The 17,936-nt window shown below is 71.3% G+C and carries 17 protein-coding genes and 5 pseudogenes; 11 read left to right on the top strand and 11 right to left on the bottom strand.

The window, feature by feature from the left end:
• The first annotated feature begins 78 nt into the window (after nucleotides 1–78).
• The gene (locus OG422_RS30650; RefSeq protein WP_143941042.1) at nucleotides 79–564 is read left to right on the top strand and encodes a MarR family winged helix-turn-helix transcriptional regulator; all 486 of its coding nucleotides are present in this window, start codon (nucleotides 79–81) and stop codon (nucleotides 562–564) included.
• Entirely contained in the window at nucleotides 558–746 is a 189-nt protein-coding gene (locus OG422_RS30645) for a hypothetical protein (RefSeq protein WP_251076527.1), read from the top strand. Before OG422_RS30650 ends, OG422_RS30645 begins: the two co-directional genes overlap by 7 nt.
• Nucleotides 747–775: 29 nt before the next feature.
• Here OG422_RS30645 and OG422_RS30640 read toward each other — a convergent pair whose 3' ends face one another.
• From OG422_RS30640 to OG422_RS30625, 4 genes and pseudogenes are all read right to left on the bottom strand, one after another.
• Nucleotides 776–1,198, bottom strand: a complete 423-nt coding sequence (locus OG422_RS30640; protein ID WP_405747541.1) for a hypothetical protein — start codon at nucleotides 1,196–1,198, stop codon at nucleotides 776–778.
• A 40-nt stretch (nucleotides 1,199–1,238) separates the two neighbouring features.
• Nucleotides 1,239–2,013: pseudogene (locus OG422_RS30635) on the bottom strand (IS5 family transposase); the annotation flags it as partial.
• A 110-nt stretch (nucleotides 2,014–2,123) separates the two neighbouring features.
• A complete protein-coding gene (locus OG422_RS30630; RefSeq protein ID WP_405748063.1) occupies nucleotides 2,124–2,681 on the bottom strand; it encodes a GNAT family N-acetyltransferase in 558 nt (185 codons plus the stop codon).
• A gap of 205 nt (nucleotides 2,682–2,886) precedes the next feature.
• Nucleotides 2,887–3,396 carry a M48 family metalloprotease gene (locus tag OG422_RS30625; RefSeq protein ID WP_405747539.1) on the bottom strand — a complete coding sequence of 170 codons (510 nt, stop codon included), beginning with the start codon at nucleotides 3,394–3,396 and terminating at the stop codon, nucleotides 2,887–2,889.
• 197 nt (nucleotides 3,397–3,593) lie between these two features.
• Between OG422_RS30625 and OG422_RS30620 the strand changes: the two genes are divergently transcribed.
• Nucleotides 3,594–4,121: a hypothetical protein gene (locus tag OG422_RS30620; protein ID WP_405747538.1), complete on the top strand. Its 528-nt coding sequence runs from the start codon at nucleotides 3,594–3,596 to the stop codon at nucleotides 4,119–4,121.
• A gap of 791 nt (nucleotides 4,122–4,912) precedes the next feature.
• On the opposite strand, the gene OG422_RS30615 is transcribed toward OG422_RS30620, so the two are convergent.
• Nucleotides 4,913–6,259, bottom strand: a complete 1,347-nt coding sequence (locus OG422_RS30615) for a hypothetical protein (protein WP_405747537.1) — start codon at nucleotides 6,257–6,259, stop codon at nucleotides 4,913–4,915.
• A gap of 285 nt (nucleotides 6,260–6,544) precedes the next feature.
• Here OG422_RS30615 and OG422_RS30610 point away from each other — a divergent pair, with 285 nt between their 5' ends.
• On the top strand, nucleotides 6,545–6,772 hold the full coding sequence (locus OG422_RS30610; protein ID WP_405747535.1) for a hypothetical protein: 228 nt from the start codon (nucleotides 6,545–6,547) through the stop codon (nucleotides 6,770–6,772).
• A 275-nt stretch (nucleotides 6,773–7,047) separates the two neighbouring features.
• Here the strand turns inward: OG422_RS30610 and OG422_RS30605 are convergent, their stop codons facing one another.
• The 3 genes from OG422_RS30605 to OG422_RS30595 all read right to left on the bottom strand — a co-directional run bounded on the left by OG422_RS30605 (nucleotide 7,048) and on the right by OG422_RS30595 (nucleotide 8,741).
• Nucleotides 7,048–7,239 carry a hypothetical protein gene (locus tag OG422_RS30605; protein WP_405747533.1) on the bottom strand — a complete coding sequence of 64 codons (192 nt, stop codon included), beginning with the start codon at nucleotides 7,237–7,239 and terminating at the stop codon, nucleotides 7,048–7,050.
• 84 nt (nucleotides 7,240–7,323) lie between these two features.
• On the bottom strand, nucleotides 7,324–8,436 hold the full coding sequence (locus OG422_RS30600) for a hypothetical protein (RefSeq protein WP_405747531.1): 1,113 nt from the start codon (nucleotides 8,434–8,436) through the stop codon (nucleotides 7,324–7,326).
• Nucleotides 8,437–8,447: 11 nt separating this feature from the next.
• Entirely contained in the window at nucleotides 8,448–8,741 is a 294-nt protein-coding gene (locus tag OG422_RS30595; protein WP_405747529.1) for a hypothetical protein, read from the bottom strand.
• A gap of 530 nt (nucleotides 8,742–9,271) precedes the next feature.
• Between OG422_RS30595 and OG422_RS30590 the strand changes: the two are divergent.
• From OG422_RS30590 to OG422_RS30575, 4 genes and pseudogenes are all read left to right on the top strand, one after another.
• Nucleotides 9,272–9,487 (top strand): annotated as a pseudogene (locus OG422_RS30590) (hypothetical protein); the annotation flags it as partial.
• Nucleotides 9,488–9,543: 56 nt separating this feature from the next.
• A pseudogene (locus OG422_RS30585) lies at nucleotides 9,544–10,245 on the top strand (M1 family aminopeptidase); the annotation flags it as partial.
• Nucleotides 10,246–10,424: 179 nt separating this feature from the next.
• A pseudogene (locus tag OG422_RS30580) lies at nucleotides 10,425–10,634 on the top strand (M1 family peptidase); the annotation flags it as partial.
• A 110-nt stretch (nucleotides 10,635–10,744) separates the two neighbouring features.
• Nucleotides 10,745–12,439, top strand: coding sequence for a DUF885 domain-containing protein (locus tag OG422_RS30575; protein WP_405747528.1), 1,695 nt, complete (start codon nucleotides 10,745–10,747; stop codon nucleotides 12,437–12,439).
• A 140-nt stretch (nucleotides 12,440–12,579) separates the two neighbouring features.
• On the opposite strand, the gene OG422_RS30570 is transcribed toward OG422_RS30575, so the two are convergent.
• Nucleotides 12,580–13,143 carry a GNAT family N-acetyltransferase gene (locus OG422_RS30570; RefSeq protein WP_405747526.1) on the bottom strand — a complete coding sequence of 188 codons (564 nt, stop codon included), beginning with the start codon at nucleotides 13,141–13,143 and terminating at the stop codon, nucleotides 12,580–12,582.
• Between the two features lie 260 nt (nucleotides 13,144–13,403).
• Here OG422_RS30570 and OG422_RS30565 point away from each other — a divergent pair, with 260 nt between their 5' ends.
• The 3 genes and pseudogenes from OG422_RS30565 to OG422_RS30555 all read left to right on the top strand — a co-directional run bounded on the left by OG422_RS30565 (nucleotide 13,404) and on the right by OG422_RS30555 (nucleotide 15,100).
• Nucleotides 13,404–13,613, top strand: coding sequence for a hypothetical protein (locus OG422_RS30565; RefSeq protein ID WP_143944638.1), 210 nt, complete (start codon nucleotides 13,404–13,406; stop codon nucleotides 13,611–13,613).
• A 210-nt stretch (nucleotides 13,614–13,823) separates the two neighbouring features.
• Complete coding sequence (locus OG422_RS30560; protein WP_405747524.1) at nucleotides 13,824–14,507, top strand: DUF4232 domain-containing protein; 684 nt, start codon at nucleotides 13,824–13,826, stop codon at nucleotides 14,505–14,507.
• A 102-nt stretch (nucleotides 14,508–14,609) separates the two neighbouring features.
• Nucleotides 14,610–15,100 (top strand): annotated as a pseudogene (locus OG422_RS30555) (N-acetyltransferase).
• A 66-nt stretch (nucleotides 15,101–15,166) separates the two neighbouring features.
• Here OG422_RS30555 and OG422_RS30550 read toward each other — a convergent pair.
• Nucleotides 15,167–16,516 carry a SufS family cysteine desulfurase gene (locus tag OG422_RS30550; RefSeq protein ID WP_405747523.1) on the bottom strand — a complete coding sequence of 450 codons (1,350 nt, stop codon included), beginning with the start codon at nucleotides 16,514–16,516 and terminating at the stop codon, nucleotides 15,167–15,169.
• Complete coding sequence (locus OG422_RS30545; protein WP_143944210.1) at nucleotides 16,503–17,885, bottom strand: family 2B encapsulin nanocompartment shell protein; 1,383 nt, start codon at nucleotides 17,883–17,885, stop codon at nucleotides 16,503–16,505. The genes OG422_RS30550 and OG422_RS30545 overlap by 14 nt, the downstream gene beginning before the upstream one ends.
• Nucleotides 17,886–17,936: the final 51 nt, after the last annotated feature.

The following is a 17,936-nucleotide window of genomic DNA, read 5'->3' as shown; positions in this document are numbered from 1 at the left end:
CAACCAACTTGACCATGTGAAGGTACGGCCGATTTCGGAATCGGTCAACTGGATTGACTACTTTGTTGGGGAGTCGCCATGCCGCCCAGTTCCGACTTCACCGAAGCGCGCCCGGGCCAGGTGCCGTTGCTGCTGGCCGTGGCCTACCGCGCGATGACCGACCGATTCCACGCCCTGCTGGCCGAGCTGGGCCGGGAGCCGCTGCGTCCGGCGCACGGGTACACCTTCCGGTATCTGGCATCACATCCGCAGGCGACGACCGTGGACCTCGCGGCCCATCTCGGGGTGACGAAGCAGGCGACTTCGAAGGCGGTCGCGGAGCTGGCGGACTGGGGCTACGTCGAACGGCGCCCGCACAGCACCGACAAGCGGGCCCAGGCGCTCGCTTTGACCACCCGAGGACGTGAGTACCTGGAACTGGCCGACGAGCTCTGGGCGACGGTCGAGGGACAGCTCGCCGACGTCATCGGCGCCGAACGTCTGGCCGCCCTCGACCAGGACCTGCGGACTTACATCGCGGCGGTCCACGCGGACCAGGAAGTTTCGTTCAGGCCCGTGTGGTGATCGCACTGCGCGCGGCGGCCCCGCGCAGGCGATGCCCCATCAAGACGATCCAGGAGGCGACGGGCTGCACGCTTCACGAGGCGCTCGACCTCTTCGCCCAGCGGTACGAGGAGCTTCGCCGTGACCGGCCGGCCGATTTCCAGCTCAGCCGTGAAGAGTACGGCCAGGGCTTTTACTCCTGAGCGGGTTTTCTGGAGCGGTTCGCCGGGTTTCAGGCCGGGTTGGGGTCCGAGGCGGCCGGTGCGGGCTGGGCGGGGGTGAACAGGCCAGGTTCGGTTCGGCGAGGGTGCCGCGGTTGACCAGGCGTTTCAGCTTGGCCCGCGTGGTCTCGACGTGGCGCGGCTCGGTACCGGTGCCCAGGGCTTTGCAGAGGTCCTTGGCGCGGAGTCCTTCCGTGGCCGCCTCGAAGGCGGCCACGGATCTCGGGATAGCCGGGCGGCAGCGGCTCGGGCGGCTCGGCGTTGTCCTCGGCGGCCAGTTCCAGCAGGGTCTCGCGGGTGATCTCCAGCCGTTCCAGGGTCCGTTCGGCAGTGGCGAGTTGCACGCTGAGCCCGGTGATCTGCTCACGCAGCTGGCCGGCGGTCTCGCGGACCAGTTTCTGCCGGGTCTCGATCTTGTCCAGGAGGTGCTTCACGGGTGCTCCTGCTCGGTGGGGATGGGTGCCAGGCGGGCGGGTCACGCCAGGTCAAGGTGGCGGTGCGGGTGAGACGGCGGAGCATGACGTCGGTCATGGACCAGTGGACCCACGCGACCGAGCTGGCTGGCCTGGCCTCATAGTCACGCACGAGGCGTCTGTGCAGCATGAGGGTGCCGAGCGTCTGCTCTACCACCCACCGCTTGGGCTGCGGGGTGAACCCGCGGGCCCCGGGCTCGCGGTGGACGATCTCGACGTCGATGCCGAGGCAGGCGCCGTGCTCGACGACGGCCTCTTTGAACCCGGCGTCCACCCACGCCTTCGTCACGGTGGGCGCGCTCGCGGCGGTCTTGTCGAGCAGGGCGATGCCAATCGCGTTGTCGTGCACGCTCGCCGCCACCACGATCACGGCGATGACCAGGCCGATCACCTCAGTGGCAATCCCTCTCTTCCGGCCCGGGCTCCTCTTGCCCGGATCCAGCCCGGTCGTCTCCTTCGGCGCGTTCGTGGCGGCCCGCACCGTCTGGGAGTCCATCACGAATCGCGGTGGGGTCCTCGCGCCGCCGGTGCATCTCGCGGGCCTGGCAGCGCAGCAGTTCGTGGACGGTCTCGACGGTGCCGTCGTCGCGCCACTTGGCGAAGTAGTAGTACACCGCGCTCTTCGGCGGCAGGTCGTGGGGCAGGTAGCGCCACTGGCAGCCGGCCCGGGCCTGGTACAGCAGCGCGTTGACGATCTCCCGCATCTCGTACTGGCCCTCGTGCCCACTGACCGAGGGATGCCTCGCTTTCCACGCGGCGATGACCGGCCGGATCAGCTCTCAGGCTTCAATCGACAGGTCACTCGGTACGGCTCACGCCCGTCCACGCCCATGAGGGCGCCGCATCCACGGCCTGACGTGAAGCCCAGGAACCGGACAACCTGCCCTCAAGTACTACGACTCCGCCGAGCACTCGCAGGACACCCACTGACATCGTCGGTGTGTGGGCCAAGCGTTCGTTGCATCAGCACGGTGTCGATCCAGCGGTCATGCTTGTAGCCGACGGAGGCCAGCCGGCCCACGTCGGTAAAGCCGAAGCGGCGGTGCAGTGCGACCGAGGCATCGGTGCCGGCGTCGGCGATGACGGCGATCATCTGTCGTACGTGAGTCTGGGCGCAGGCGGTCAACAGGGCTTCCAGCAGGGTGCCGCCAAGACCCTGGCCCGCCCGGCCGGGGGCAAGGTAGATCGAGTTCTCGACGGTGTGCCGATAAGCGGGCTTGGGGCGCCAAGGGGCCGCATAGGCATAGCCCACGACTTCGCCGGACAGCTCGGCGACCAGAAAGGGCAGTTCCTGGGCGGCGAGGTCGTCGAGCCGCTGGTGCCAGGCGGCCACCGGTGGAGGGATCTCCTCGAAGGTGATCACGGTGTAGCGAACGTAGTGCGTGAAGATCTCCGCCACGGCGTCCAGGTCAGCCGGGACCGCGGGGCGGATCACTGACTCCATGGCTGTCACAACGGCGAGTGTAGGTCGTGCTGGACAGGTCACGGCTCAGGTCTGTGGCCAGCGGGTGCGTCCGATATCGATGCCGAGGAGTTCGAGAAGGTGGAGCTGGACGCCGCAGGCATTCACGGCGCCGCGTCGGACGACTGCCTCCGTGTGCAAGGCACCGTCCGCGTGGGGATGCCTCACGTGCCCAGGCCAGGTGTGCTCAGCGCACTTGGTCCGCAGCGAACGGGGGTGTGGCAAGTAGAGGGTGCGGATCGGCCGAGAGGCGCACTGGCGCGGCCGGCGAACCAGCGGCCCAGGTGCGGGGGGGGAAGGCTGTAGAGGAGTTTCCTGGCACGTGAGGTGAGGGGTCTGGCGCGCGTTCGTTGGCGATGTCGGCGCTCCACATGTCGGCGACGGGGGGGGTGCGCCCGCGGGCCTGAACTGCGGCGACGTCACAAGGGAGTTCGCTCCACCAGTTGAAGACCATGGTGGTCATCCACGCGCACAGGGCGGTCAGGGCGAACGCCGGTATGGACAGGAGCCCAGCGGCAAGGGCGCACGCCACCAGGGCGGCCGTCTCTGCGACGCGCTGGGTAAGGGTGTCTCGGCGTCTGACGTGGGCGAGTTCGTGTTCGAGGACGGCCGCCAGGTGATGTGTGTGGTGAGGATGGAACCAGTGACGGCCGATCCAGAGGTGCGCGCGCGTGCCGTGCCGGATGGACCACACCATCGGACAGCCGCAGCGATGCATTCAGGGCCGGCCCTCGCTGGCCGGCGAAGGCGCGCAAGCAGGACACCGAGTTGGCGCCCGTGGTGACGCGGCCCTCCCTCCTCATTCCGAGCGCTGCCGCACGGCGCCCTCGGAGCACCAGAGCGCGCACGCTGGTTGCGGCCGCCGCTCTGTGCGCGGCAGCGGTAGCCGCTGTGATGACGCTGCCGTACACCTCCTCGACACCCGCTCCCCCAGCCGGGACGGTCGCCCCTTCAAGCCCTACCGTCCCGGACACACCACACGGGTACCGGAGGGTTCACGATCCGGCAGGCTTCACCCTGGACGTTCCACAGGGCTGGAGGCGCACACAGAGGACCGACGGGATCTTCTACCAGTCCCCCGGAGGAAAGAACCTCCTCCAGATCATCCGCATCACCGCTCCACAAGAGACGCCCTACGACACCTTGAAACAAGCAGATAAACAGCTCTCGGGGAACCCGGGGTACAAGCGAATCCAGCTGGAGAAGATCAGTTCCGGTGACAATGCCGCTGCGGAGCTCGAGTACACCTATCACAGCACGGAGTACGGACCACGACGCATTCTTGACCGCGTTTTCGCCGAAGGCGACGGTGTGCAGTACGCCGTCGTGGTGGCCGGTCCGGCCGGGCAACGGCTGGAGCAGCGAGAACGGCAGCAGGTCATTCTGGGATCCTTCTGCCCGACATCGCACTGCAGGAAGTGAGCCGTACGAAACCGCCCGCAAAGAGCCCCTACGACATGGGCACCAGACGAATCGACGTCATCAACGAGACCAGTACGTCTGACGACGCCACCCGCACGTGCCCGCACCGCACCGAAACCGCCCGTCCAAGGCCCGCGCTCAGCCCTCTCGCCAAGTCCGTGACCAGCTCCCGACAACGAGCAAGAAACCCGCGCAAACGCACCGGTCCGAAGAGCCGGGCCACGTCGTCAAGCACAGATCCCGACGAACTCATCCGGAAGACACAGCCCGTTATTGGCAGCAAGGCCGACAGACCAAACCTCCAGGTACCCACCGCGCCCGACACGGCACGGCTCACCGCACCCACCCCGGCCGCCCCCACGCGCAAGGACAGCCCCAGCTCAGCAAACCTGGAACAACTCCACCACCTGCACAAGCAAACATCCAGCAACTAACCACACCTCTCAACCAACTCCCCCCCACCACGCCCAACACCACCCCAACCCGAAAAAACAACCACCCAATAACCCACACGCCTGACCACCCCAAAACCCCCAAACGACGGACCCCGACGGCCCCGGCGCGGGCGGTGGCTTCGTGCTTCCGGGTGAAGGGTGTGGTGGACGGGGCGCGTCCGGGACGAAAGTTGGATCAATTGCCCAATTTATTACGTGTGACTGATCCCGTAGACGTGGCAATGGTCCTGGTGGGCGGTTTCCCGACCGCGCCGGTGGACGGCGGCGAGGAGGAACGCGGTACGACGCACGGACGGGGGGACGGGCCGCTCGGCAAGGAGCCGTCCGGCCCGGGGCTCACCTTACGGTCGGGCGCAGAGACTCCCGGAAGTCCCTGACCTGCGGGTTGCTCTGGTAGGGCACGAGGCGGTGGGCGAGCCGGGGCAGCGTGCCGTGGGCGGAGCCCGCCGCCAACTGCCGGTGGTGGCGCAGCGCCTGGAAGGAGTGGTCCACCGCCCCGTCGATCTCGTCGACGGCGAGCAGGGTGTGTGCGATCTGGGCGTGCAGCAGGGCGCGGGCCTTGTGGTGGTCGGCGGGGCGGCAGGCCAGGGAGAGTTCCAGCTCCCCCAGGGCGGTGCGGTGGTCGCCCAGGCAGGAGAGGACCTCGGCGCGTTGGTAGCGCAGCGCGGTCTCGGGATAGCTGGTGAAGGGGCCTTCGGGACCGGTGGCCCGGGCGAGACGCGTCTCGGCCGCCAGCAGATCGGCCCCGGCCCCGCGGCCCCGGCCCGCCCCGGCCCCGACGACCGCGCGCCCGGCGTGCAGATAGGCGCGGACGGCATCCGGCACCGCGCCTCCCGCGAGATCGACGGCCGCGTCGCCGAGGGCCGCGGCCTGCTGATGGTTGCCGAGTTGGTGCGCCTGCACGCTCAGGCAGCGCAGCACGATGGTGTACAGGGTGAGGTCACCGGCGGCGCGGGCCAGGGCGAGGGCTACGTCGTAATAGTGCCGGGCGAGGGCCGGGTGGCCGATCTCGCCGGTGCGTACGGCGAGCAGCAGCGTGAGCTGGGCGGCGCCGGTGAACAGGGCGCGGCGGACGGTGGGGTGGGCAGGGGCGGTCAGCAGCGGCACCACCTCGGTGGCGAGGAACCCGGCGAGCACCGGTCGGCCGTGGGCGCCGCCGTACCGCTCCCCCATGAGGGCGGTACGGAGCGCGACCGTCTCCAGGCGGGCCGGGGCGGCGGCGGACGCCCGGGGTGCGCGGGGGTCGGCCGGGGGGAGTTCGGGGCGCCGTCCGCCCCATCCGGTGTGGAGGCGGGGCGGGTTGGCGAGGGCAGCGGTGGCAAGGGCGCCGCGCCGGGCGGGATCGGCGTCGGTGTGGCAGAGGGCAGCGAGGCGGCGGACCGGGTCGCCACCGCGCAGCGCGGCTCTCGGTACGGGGGCGACGGACGGTTCGGTGAGTCCGGTGCCCTGGAGGGTGACCCGGCGGCCGAGACGCTGGCCGAGGACCTGGCCGATGAGGTGGGCGACCGGGGGGCGGGGGCGGGCGCCATCGAGCCAACGGGCCACCGAGGCGCGGTCGTAGCGCAGGCGCAGGCCCTGGGCGGCGCCGAGGGCGTTGACGGCCCGGGCGAGGTCGGTGGCAGACCAGTCGGCCTCGGCCAACAGGGCGGCCAGCATACGGTTGGGGTGGCGCGGAGGCGTCATGACTGTCTTCCTCGCTCACTGGTCGGACCGGACCGGATGGTCGCGGCGCGCACCTGGGGTCACAGCAGCTCACCGCGGCGGCTTTCCACGCTTCCCGCTGCGATCAGGCGTTCCGCCTCGGCTGGATTCATGGTTCCTTCGGTGCACGGCTCCTGTCTACGGCTGAACGCCTAGCAAGGGCGCTCTCCGGCCGCCGTAAGGCTGCCTCGGAGGAATTCCGGGAGCGCGGCCCATGTCCACGCGCACGGCACCGGCACCCCGCTCAACGACCGTACGGAGGCGGCCGTGCCGGCCCGCTTGTTCGGCACGGACGGGCCGCCGGTGACCTCCGCCAAGGGCGTCCTCGGCCACACCATGGGCGCCGCCGGGGCGATGGAGGCGGCCCTCACCGCCCTGACGGTCAGCCACGGCGCATGCCGCCCACCGCGAACTTCCACCGCCCCGAGCCCGAATCGCCCGCACTCGGCCTGGTCATCGGCGCCCCTCGCGACCGGCCGGTGCCGCCGGCGCTGAGCGATTCTCTGGGGTTCGGGGGCATACGGCGGTGTTGGCGTTCCGGCCGGGCAGCTGACGGGGGCGGCTCCGGCTCCGGAGCCGCGGGCGGAGGTGCCGCCAGGAGTTTCCGCAAAGTCCCGTCGTCCGCCCGCAGGACGGGGCTCGCGGCGTCCGGTGCGTGCCCTCGCAAGGCGGAGGATCGCCCCGATACCGGGTTGTATCGGGGTGATCCGACAACGCCGCAAGGATGCGTGCCGGGTGTCGCGAGCCAGGCGGGGCTTTGCGGACACCCCCTACCGCTGCGGCGGATCCGGGCTGACGCTGAAGGAGACCGGTGCGCTCGGCCGGGCGGGCGGCGGGCCGTCCTGCCAGCCCTCCACGGGAGACCGCAGTGCGCTGATCATCCACCAGCTGAACAGCCCGGCCGCCAGCAGCCCGAGCCCGGCCAGCACACCGCACGAGATCAGCGTCTTCCGTTGCGCCACATCGATTCCTGATCCGGGCCACCGTACGCGGACCGCTCGGCGGGTGTCGTGACGTCGCCCCTGCTCCGCGGCGTCACGGACTTCCTATCCGACGGTCTGCGTCGTGCTGCGCCCCTTGACGTCGAAGTCCTTGGCCATCCCGACCATGTTCAGCCGGGCCAGGTCCGCCTGCTCGAAGTGGAGCGGCCCCTTGTCGAGGTCACGCCGGTGCTCGCTGGGGACACCCCAGTCGTACCGCTTTTGCACCTCGACCTGGTAGGTGACGTGGTCGCCCTCCTTGTGGCCGACGAGACGGTACTGGAAGTGGTTGAGCGCGTAGTACCAGTTCAGGCTCTTGTCGCCCTCGTTGGTGTCGGGGGCGCTGCTCTGCCAGGAGCTTTCGAAGGTGCCGTCCGGGAGTTTCCTCACCTCGGCGAGGGTGGTGTCCACGTTTCGACGGAAGGCCGGCATGTCGGCGAGCATACGGTCCGCGTCGACCTCGACCGGCTCGCCGGAGCCGTCGAGGAAGTGGCCGAGGAGGTCGGCGGCGTCGCTCCATCCCTGGGCATTGAGGTAGCCGCGGACGAGCCCGAGTTGGGCCTCGTTCCAGCCGTCGCCCATACCGGCGTCGTCGCGGTCGACGCGGTCGCGGTTCTCGGTGCGGAAGGTGTCCTCCGTGCCGAAGAGCACCTTCAGGCCGCGCTCCAGGCTCCCGTCGACCTCCGTCGCCAGGCGGAGCACGTCCTTGAGTTGGTTCCCGATCTGCTGGGCCCGGTCGTCGCGTTCCCGTGCGGTGCGCTGTTCCTCCGGCGAGAGCGGGCCCGGTGCGCGTATCACCACCCAGGCGACGGAGCCGTCACCCCTGACGCTGAAGCCCTCGCCGATGGCCTGCTGTTGCAGCTCCGTCGCCTGGCGCTGCAGCTCGGCGAGGCTGCGGAAGCCGTCGCCGGTGCCGTCGACGATGTCGTCCAGGAAGTCCTTGACGCCCTTCGCCTCCTTGGCGACCGCGTCGAGGTCGAGGCCGATGCCCTCGCAGGTGCGGGACGCCTCGGTCGCGTCGTCGCCGCTCCAGTGCGCCCCGGCCTTCAGGGGTGCGGTGACGGCGTCCGTGTAGCTCTCCAGCGACTGCCGCAGACGGGAGGCGATCCAGTCCCAGTCGGAGGCGGCGCTGCGGATCTTCCCGAGATCCAGGCTCACCAGCCCGGTCAGGTCCACCATCGGTCGGCCTCCTATCCGAAGATGTTGTGCCAGGTCTCGGTGAGGAAATTCTCGTTGCCGTCGATATCGCTGGCGTTGAAACGCATGTTCTCCGACGCGTCGGACAGCTCGTCGCGAACGAGTTTGTTGAGTGCCTCCCAGCGCGAGGACAGTTCGTCGACGCTGTCGGTGAACGTCCATCCCGGCGCCGCGCCCTTGAGCGCGCCCACCGCGCCGTCGGCGTTTCCGAGGAGCTTTCCCACGGCGCCACCCGTGGCGTCGATGTCATCGGCGCATTGGCGCATCCAGCGTGTGTCGGCTTCCATCCGTACCCCCGTGCAGTGCCACCGACCGGCCATGTGGGGAGAACGGTACCGGATTCCGGCCCGAGTTGACCCGTGGTCGGCCCGGGAACCGGCCAGCCGACGGTCGGCCCCGCGACCGGCCCCGCCGTACCCGGGAGGCGAGGACCACGAGGGCGGCGCGACTCCGGGGAGCGGGCCTTCCCCCGAACGAATGGGCCGGAATTCGACGGCCGGGAAAGGGAATTCCAGCCTTTCGGTAAACCGCCGAGCGAATCGCCCTTTTCCCTTTCCTGAGGTCCTTGATCGTCGGACCACCCACTCTTGATCCAGCATTTGTGCTTTCGTAGCGCATGCGGACATCCGGGCGTGCATCGAGAGGAGTGCGCCCGCCGGAACGGGCGGCGACGGAAAGGGGATGTCCGCGATGCCGGAACACCCTCCCTGCTCCTCAGTTCACGCTCCCCCCGGCGGCGCGCCGTCGCGGCCCGCGGCGACCGGCATGCTCACCGGCGTACCGGCGGCCACCGCGCGCCCGTCCCGCCGCGCCGGCCCTGGACGCCGGAGGGCGGGTGCTCGACTACCGCACCCTGCTCGCCGAGGTCACCTCGCTCGCCGAGAAGTTGTGGGCCGGCGGCCTCGGCCCCGGTGACCGGGCCACAGGCCGTCCGAAGGGCGTGGGCGTCACCCACCGTTCGGCGACGGCGTTCGTCGACGCGGAGGCCGCGCTGTTCCTCCAGGACGCGCCGCTCGGCCCGGGTAAGACCGTAACGCTCCGCCCCGGAGGCGGCGTACGGGCGCCGCCCCCGGGACCCGCCGTACGTTCGTGACCGGCGCCCTCTCGACCGCCGCGCTGAGCCTCGCAGGGACGGGGCCGCCACCGGCGGCACGGCCCGCCCGGGCGCCGCCGGGCCCGGTGCGCAGCCCCTTCGGGGCGATCGGCTGGGACTACACGCAGGGCTCCGGCGTGGTCGTGGCCAGCCGGCCGCTGGGCGTTCCATCGTGGTTCCCGTGCAACGACCGGCCCGATGACAAGGCCGCCTACCGCATCACGGCCACCGTCCCCGACGTCCTGCACGTGGTGGCCAACGGCGTCCTCCGGGGCCACTCCCCCGGCCCTGGACCCACCCGGACCTGGACGTACGAACATGTTCACCCCATGGCCAGTTACCTGGCGCCGGTCCAGATCGGGACGTTCGTCTTCAGCCGCCAGCACGGCGGCCCGGTGCCGCTGCGCAACGCCTGCCCCGCCCACCTCACCGAGCGCTTCGCCCACGGCTTCGGGCGGCAGCCGGAGATGATGACGCTCTTCACCCGGCTCTTCGGCCCGTACCCGTTCGAGGTCTACGGGGCGGTCGTCGTCGACGCGGTGCTGGACGAGCCGGTGGAGAACCAGACGTACGCGCAGTTCGGCACCAACCGCCTCGACGGGCGGCGCACCGGCGAGCATCTGGTGGCGCACGAGATGGCGCACCACTGGTCCGGCAACAGCGTCAGCCTCGCCGGCTGGCGGCGCATCTGGCTCAACGAGGGGTTCGCCACCTACGGCGAGTGGCTGTGGTCGGAGCACTCCGGCGGGCCGGGCGCCCGCGAGCTGGCCGCGTCGAACTGGTCCGATCTGGCCGATGACGCCCAGCGCATGCGGATCGGCGCACCCGCCCCTCGACGCTCTTCGACGACCGGGTCTACTCGCGCGGCGCGTGCACCCTCCACGCCCTGCGCACCGTCCTGGGCAACGCCACGTTCTTCGCGCTGCTGCGGAGTTGGGCCGCCCGTTACCGCCACGGCAGCGCGGGCACCGAGGAGTTCATCGCCCTCGCCGAACACCACGGCCACCGCCCGCTGCGCTCCCTGCTCCACGCCTGGCTCTGCGACCGGTGTCTGCCGCCGCTGCCGGAGGAACGGGGGCCGGTGTAGCGGGTTGTGGGCGCTTCGTGGCGGGTTCCGGTGCTCCGTCCTCCGGTGGCGCCCGTTCGCCCCGGCCGAAATTCGTGACGCGGACAGCCGGGGCGTACGAGGATGGCGGCATGTCGTACACCCACACACCCGACGAGTCACTGCCCCGCCAGGTCGCCGACGCCTACGTCGACGCCCTCATCGCACTGGACCCGGTCACCGGCACCTACCTCGGCGACGCCGATTCCTCCGGGCGGCTGCCCGATCTGTCGCCCACCGGGCAAGAGGCCCTGGCCCAGCTCGCCCGCACCACGCTGGAGCGGCTGACGGCCGCCGAGGCGCTGCCGGGCGCGGCGAGCGCGGCCGAGAAGCGCTGCGCGCGGCTGCTGCGTGAGCGGCTGGAGGCGGAGCTGGCGGTGCACGAGGCGGGCGAGGGCCTGCGGGCGGTCAGCAATCTGGGCTCGCCGCTGCACCACGTCCGCGAGGTCTTCACCCTCACGCCGTCCGGGACCAACGAGGACTGGGCGGCCATCGCCCGGCGGCTGCGCGCCGTGCCGGACGCCCTGGAGGGGTACCGCGCCGCCCTCGACGCGGGACTGCGACGCGAACTGCCCGCCGGGCCGCTGCAGGTCGCCACGGTCGTGGAGCAGTTGGACGAGTGGATCGGCGCGGGTGCGCGCAGCTGGTTCGCCGACTTCGTCGCGCCGGGGCCTCAGGCGCTGCGCACCGAGCTGGAAGAGGCGGCCGCCGTGGCGACGGGGGCGCTGGCGGAGCTGCGTCACTGGCTGCACACCCACTACGCACCGGCCGTCGCCGACGCCCCGGACGTGGTGGGCCGCGAGCGCTACGCCCGGCTGGCGCGGTACTACACCGGTATGGACCTCGATCTCGACGAGGCGTACGCGTACGGCTGGTCGGAGTTCCACCGGCTGCTGGCGGAGATGCGCATCGAGGCGGAGAAGGTGCTGCCCGGTGCGGCCACCCCGTGGGAGGCTCTGGCCTGGCTGGACGGCAACGGCACGCACATCGAGGGCGTCGAGGAGACCCGGCGCTGGCTCCAGGAGCTGATGGACGAGACCATCGCGGAACTGGACGGTACGCATTTCGCGCTGTCGGAGCGGGTGCGGCGGGTCGAGTCGCGGATCGCGCCGCCCGGCAGCGCCGCCGCGCCGTACTACACCCAGCCGTCGCTGGACTTCAGCCGCCCCGGCCGCACCTGGCTGCCCACGATGGGCGAGACCCGTTTCCCGGTATACGACATGGTGACCACCTGGTACCACGAGGGCGTGCCGGGCCACCATCTGCAGCTGGCGCAGTGGGTGCACGTCGCGGACGACCTCTCCCATTACCAGACCACCGTCGGCATGGTCAGCGCCAACGCCGAGGGCTGGGCCCTGTACGCGGAGCGGCTGATGGACGAGTTGGGCTTCCTCACCGATCCGGAGCGGCGGTTGGGGTACCTCGACGCGCAGATGATGCGGGCGGTCCGCGTGATCATCGACATCGGTATGCATCTGGAGCTGGAGATCCCGGCGGATGCGCCGTTCCACCCCGGTGAGCGGTGGACGCCGCAGCTGGCGCATGCGTTCCTGGCGGCGCACTGCAGTCGGCCGGCGGATTTCGTGGAGAGTGAGATCGTCCGCTACCAGGGCATTCCCGGGCAGGCGATCGGCTACAAGCTGGGCGAACGCGTCTGGCTCCAGGGCCGCGCCGCCGCCCGCGCCCGGCACGGCGCCGCCTTCGACCTGAAGGCGTGGCACATGGCCGCCCTGTCGCAGGGTTCGCTGGGCCTCGACGACCTGCTCGCGGAGCTGTCCGCGCTCTGAGGCCGTCCGGCCGGAACTCGGGTGCGGGGCCCGGGTTCCGGCTTGGGGGCAGGGCCCTCGGCCGGGCCCCGCCTCCGCGATGCCGCCGTCCGGGCAGCACTTCCGTGGTGCCGCCCGTCGGCCTCCGCCGCGTCCGCCCGTCAGCCGGACTCCGCCCGGGGCGCCACCGCGACCACGTGGTAGACGCGCTCGCCCACGGCGACGTCCCCCAGGGGCGTCATGCCGAACCCGTCGACGTGGACGCGCCAGGACGGCCTGTTGGCGGCTTCGATGAAGGCGACGAGTGCATCCGCGCGGCCCGCGGCGGCGGTGCGCGCCATGGTGAACAGCCGTCGGGCGACGCCCCGCCCCCGGTGTGCCGCGTCGACGACCAGCGGCCCGTACAGCAGCCAGCGCACCGTACTCAGCGGGCGCCCCTGCCATCGGAGGGTGTCCTGCGCGGCGAGCAGCGCGCGGACCGGGGGCGGCGGGGCGGGCAGGCTGTCGGGGGCGGAGAGGGCGAGGAGCCCGGCGACCTCACCGCCGTCGTCCGCGAGGAGGAGTCCGCCGTGGGCGGCCATCCCCCGCAGCGCACCCTCGTTCAGGCTCCCTTGGACGAATCCCTGGTCGGCGCGTTGCTCCGCGGTGAGGGCGTCGTGGTGGTTGGCGGCGAAGAGCGCGGCCATGGCGGGCCCGTCGGCCTCGGTGGCATAGCGGTACTGCATACGCCGATGCTGCCACGGATGGGGCACGGCCGCGGCCGGACGGGAGCGGGCACCGGCCGGGTCTCTCCGAGGGGCGGCGCATCGCGCGATCATCTCCGTCGCGCATCGGGCAACCAACGGGGCGTCAATGGTGTTGTAGGAGAGAGGAGTTGGCCGGAAGGGAGCTCGGAGGGAGCCCCGGCGAGGACGCAGGAAGGAACAGGGGGTGCGAGAAGGACCCGATCAAGGACAGGTGCGGGCGGGCCCACTACGCTGACACCGTGTCGAGTAACGAATTGGAACGGCTGGCCCGGATCCGGATGCAGGTGACGAAGGAAACCCTGGAAGCCGCGATGGCGGCCCTTCAAGGACATCCGGTGGACCCCGAACCCGATTCCGACGACGAAAGGCCGCGCACCCCCGAGCCCGAAGCGGACGAACGGCCCGACGACGAGATCCCGCCGCCACCGCGGCTGCGACTGCTGCCCTGACAAGGCATTTCACCGCCCGCACGCGCGGCGCCACCCGGAGCCGGCGGAAACCACCGCCGCGCGGCCGGAGGCCACGGGCAGGGCGGAGCCGCCCACCGGAAAAGCATTGGTGAAACATTCACGGATTGTTGGAGGAATGTCAGGAACGGATCGCATTCTGTGGGGAGCCAGATCCATCGAACCCACCGTTCCTCATGAGGTACCACCATCATGCGCACCGCACTTCGCACCCGCTCCGCCCTCGGACTCGCGTCCGTCGCGGTTCTCTCCCTCTCCCTGACCGCCTGTGACGGAGGTGCGGACGGGTCGAAGGCGTCCGACTCCGCGAGCAGCTCCGCCGCGCGGTCCGACGACGGCGCGGGCACGGACAAGGCTTCCGACAGCTCCCCCGCCCAGGCGGCGAAGAAGGGCGACGAGACCCAGGCCCCGTCCTCGGCCGCGCCGGCCAAGGACCCGAAGAGCGACGACGGTTCGGCCGGTGACGACTGTGTGCTCGGCACCACGGAGATCGCCCTGAAGGAGGCCGGCGGCATGCCGTCGGCGGTGCTGCTGACGGCCACCAACAACGGTTCCACGCCGTGCTCGGTGTACAACGCGCCGTTCGTCTCGGACCCGGTCGCCGGGCACAACCTCACGGTCGACCAGGACAGCAAGCCGCAGGCCGTGGTCACGGTGGCGCCGGGGAGGACCGCGTACGCGGCGATCACCCTGGCGCAGAAGGAGTCGACGCAGAACCACCGCACCAAGAGCCTGACCGTCACGCTCGCCACCAAGGCCAACTCCGGCACGGACGGCCGTTACACGGTCTCCTCCCCCGGCCCGGCCGGTCTGCAGATCAACCCGAGCACCCGGGTCACCTACTGGCAGTCCAGCGAGGAAGACGCCCTGAAGTAAGGGACGGGACGTTGACCCATCGCCCTCGGCCCCGGCCGGCACTTCGCCGCCCGGGCCCAGGCGCGCCGCGCACCCTGTGCAGCCTCGGCGCCCATGAGCTGACTGCCTGACGACTTCGTCCCCCCGTTCACGTGCCGGTGCCCGGCACCGGCCTTCATCTGCGGCCGATCCGGGAGGCGGACACAGCGATCGACCACCCCGCCGTGCTGGGTTCCCAGGAGCGCCTGTGGGAGATCTTCGGCCCGGCGTGGGGCTGGCCCCGGGCGACCCTGACCTACGAGGAGGACCGCGTCGACGTGCTGCGGCACAAGCGGGAGATCGCCGCGCACCAGTCGTTCCACTACGCGCTCCTGGACGAGGCGGAGACGGCGCTCTTCGGCTGCGTCTCCATCGATCCGCCCGAGCGCACCGGCTCCGACGGCGAGATCGCCTGGTGGGTGGTGGACGACCTCGTCGGCAGCGCGGCGGAGCGGGCGCTCGACACGCTGGTGCCGCGGTGGGTCGCCGCCGACCGGCCCTTCCGCGAGCCGCGTTACCTGGGTCGCGGCATCGCCTGGCAGGACTGGCTCGCGCTGTCCCGTACCGCCTCCTGACCGGACGTGGCGGCGCCGCCCACCGGATCCCGCGGACGGGTGGGCGGCGCGCCAGGGGCCGGGACGTCAGGTCTCCGCGTGCAAGCGCTGGAGCGACGTGACCAGCTTGTCCACCTCCTCCGTCGTGTTGTAGAGCGCCAGCGAGGCGCGGACCGCGCTCTCCACGCCGTAGTGGGCGAGCGCCGGTTGGGCGCAGTGGTGTCCGGCCCGTACGGCGATGCCGTCGCCGTCGAGCCAGGAGGCGACCTGGGAGGGGGCGTGTCCGGCGAGGGTGAAGGTCAGCACCGCGATCCGGTCCGGCGCCGAACCCAGCAGTTGCAGTCCCGGCAGCTCGGCCAAGGCCTGGCGGGCGTAGGCCAGCAGGGAATTCTCGTAGGCGGCGACGGCATCCCGGTCGAAGGCGGTCAGCCAGTTCAACGCGGCCAGCAGGCCGACGACACCGGAGATGTGCCCGGTACCGGCCTCCAGGAGGTGCGGGGCGGGCGCGAAGGTGGTCCGGTCGAAGGAGACCGACTCGATCATGTTGCCGCCGCCCTGCCACGGCGCCATGTCCCGCAGGACGTCCGGCTTCGCGTAGAGCGCGCCGATGCCCGTGGGGGCGAACAGCTTGTGGCCGGAGAACACGTAGAAGTCGGCGTCCAGTTCCTGTACGTCGACGGGGAAGTGCGCCACCGCCTGGGCGCCGTCGACCAGCACCTTGGCTCCGTAGCGGTGGGCGAGCGCGGTCATCGCTCGTACCGGCGGGACGGTGCCGAGGACGTTCGAGGCATGGCTGAGCGCGACGAGCCGGGTCCGCATGGACAGCAGGTCGGCGTAGGCGTCCTGGTCGATCCGCCCGTCCGGCCGCAGCGGTACGGGCACCACACGGGCCCGGGTCTCCTTGGCGATCATCTGCCAGGGGACGATGTTCGAGTGGTGCTCAAGGACCGGTACGAGGATGTCGTCGCCCGGTCCGAGGTGGGCGCGTCCCCAGCTCTGGGCGACGAGGTTGATCGCCTCGGTGGTGCCGCGGGCGAAGACGATGTCGTCGGGCGACGGCGCCCCCAGGAACTGGGCGACGGCCGCCCGGCCCTCCTCGTACGCCTCGGTGGCCTCGCGGGCCATGGTGTGCGCGCCGCGGTGGATGTTGGAGTTGGCGGATCCGTAGAACGCGGCCAGGGCCTCGATCACCTGGCGTGGCTTCTGCGTGGTGGCTCCGTTGTCCAGCCAGACCAGCGGGTGGCCGTTCACCGTGCGGTGCAGGATCGGGACGTCCGCGCGCGCGGCCTCGGGGGAGAACGCGGTCCGTCGGCCGGGGAGGCCGGAAGGGTGCGCGGCGGGCGGGGTGGTCGCGGCCGGGGGCGTGCCCGCGTGCGTCGGGGACGGGCCCGGGGGCCGGCCCGGCCGCCAGCCCCGGAGGGGGTCAGGAGTAGTCATGGTAGTGGGAGACCTCGACGTTCTGGAGGACCGCGAGGGCGTCCTCGACCAGCACCGCCGCGTTGAAGTACGCCGTCATCAGGTGTGACGTGATGCCCTTGCGGTCGACGCCCATGTTCCGCATCGCCAGGCCGGGTTCGACCTCGTCCTCAACCTTTGCGGGGCGCAGCCCCACCACGCCCTGCTCGGCCTCGCCGACGCGCATCAGCAGGATCTCGGTGGTCCCGATGCCCGCTCCGCCGGAGAACGGCACCTTGTCGGAGGGGAGCAGCGGCACACCGCGCCAGGTGAGCAGCGGGCTGCCGAACCGGTTGTCGATGACCGGGGGCACGCCCCGGCGGGTGCACTCCCGGGCGAACGCGGCGATGGCGCGCGGGTGCGCCAGGAAGTAGCCGGGCTGCTTCCAGACCCGGGTCAGCAGTTCGTCGAGGTCGTCGGGGGTCGGGGCGCCGGTGCGGGTCTGTACCCGCTGGCCGGGGGCCACATTGCGGAAGAGGCCGAATTCCGGGTGATTGAGCAGGGAGGCTTCCTGACGTTCCCGCAGCGCGTGCACGGTGAGGTTGGCCTGCGCACGGGTCTGGTCGATGGGCCCGTTGTAGAGGTCGGAGACCCGCGTGTGTACCCGCAGCACGGTCTGCGCGAGGGTCATGTGGTACTCGCGGGGCGTGTCCTCGTAGTCGACGTAGGTCGCGGGGAGTTCGGGTTCGCCGATGTGCCCGGCGCTGAGGTCGACCGGCACCTCGGCGCCCGGCAGGACACCGTCCGCCACGAGGTAGGCGTCCAGCGCTCCCCGTACCGTCGCGTCGCGGTCGCACAGCCCGGAGAGCGTGGCGCGGTCGACGCAGAGGGCCACGCCGGGGGTGAGCGCCTTGACGCGGTACGGCAGGGGCGCGGCGCGGGTCCAGGCGTCGAGGTCGAAGAACTGGCCGTCGGCGATCACTTCGAGCAGGGCGTCCTCGCCGTAGCGCCCGCTCACCCGCTTCTCGGCGCGTCCCTGGGCGATCACCCACAGCCGGTCGTGCGCCTCGCCCTCCGCCGCCAGGATCTGCCCGGCGCCGAAGGGGACTTCGGTGAAGGCGTCCGCCAGCTCGGCGAGCAGCGCGTCGTCGGCCTCCCGGAGGTAGGGCAGCTCCCGCAGGTCGCCCGGGATGACGCGGGTCGTTCCGCCGTCGCTGTGGGTGCTGATGCGGTCGTCGCCGAGGACGTAGGTCCGGCGGCGGTTGACGCGGAAGACACCGGATTCGACGTCCACCCAGGGCAGGGCGCGCAGGAGGTAGCGCGGGGTGATGCCGCGCATCTGGGGTGTGGTCTTGGTGGTGGTCGCGAGTTGCCGTGCGGCATCGGGGGTGAGGCTGGTCCGGTCGCTCACAGGGGCTCCTTGCCGAAGGAAGTGCCGACCGGTGGGGCCGGCCGGTACGCG

This window comes from Streptomyces sp. NBC_01525, assembly GCF_045040405.1.
GTDB classification, from domain to species: domain Bacteria; phylum Actinomycetota; class Actinomycetes; order Streptomycetales; family Streptomycetaceae; genus Streptomyces; species Streptomyces benahoarensis.
Note: the sequence above shows the minus strand (reverse complement) of the source record. Positions and strands in the feature narration are given on the sequence as shown.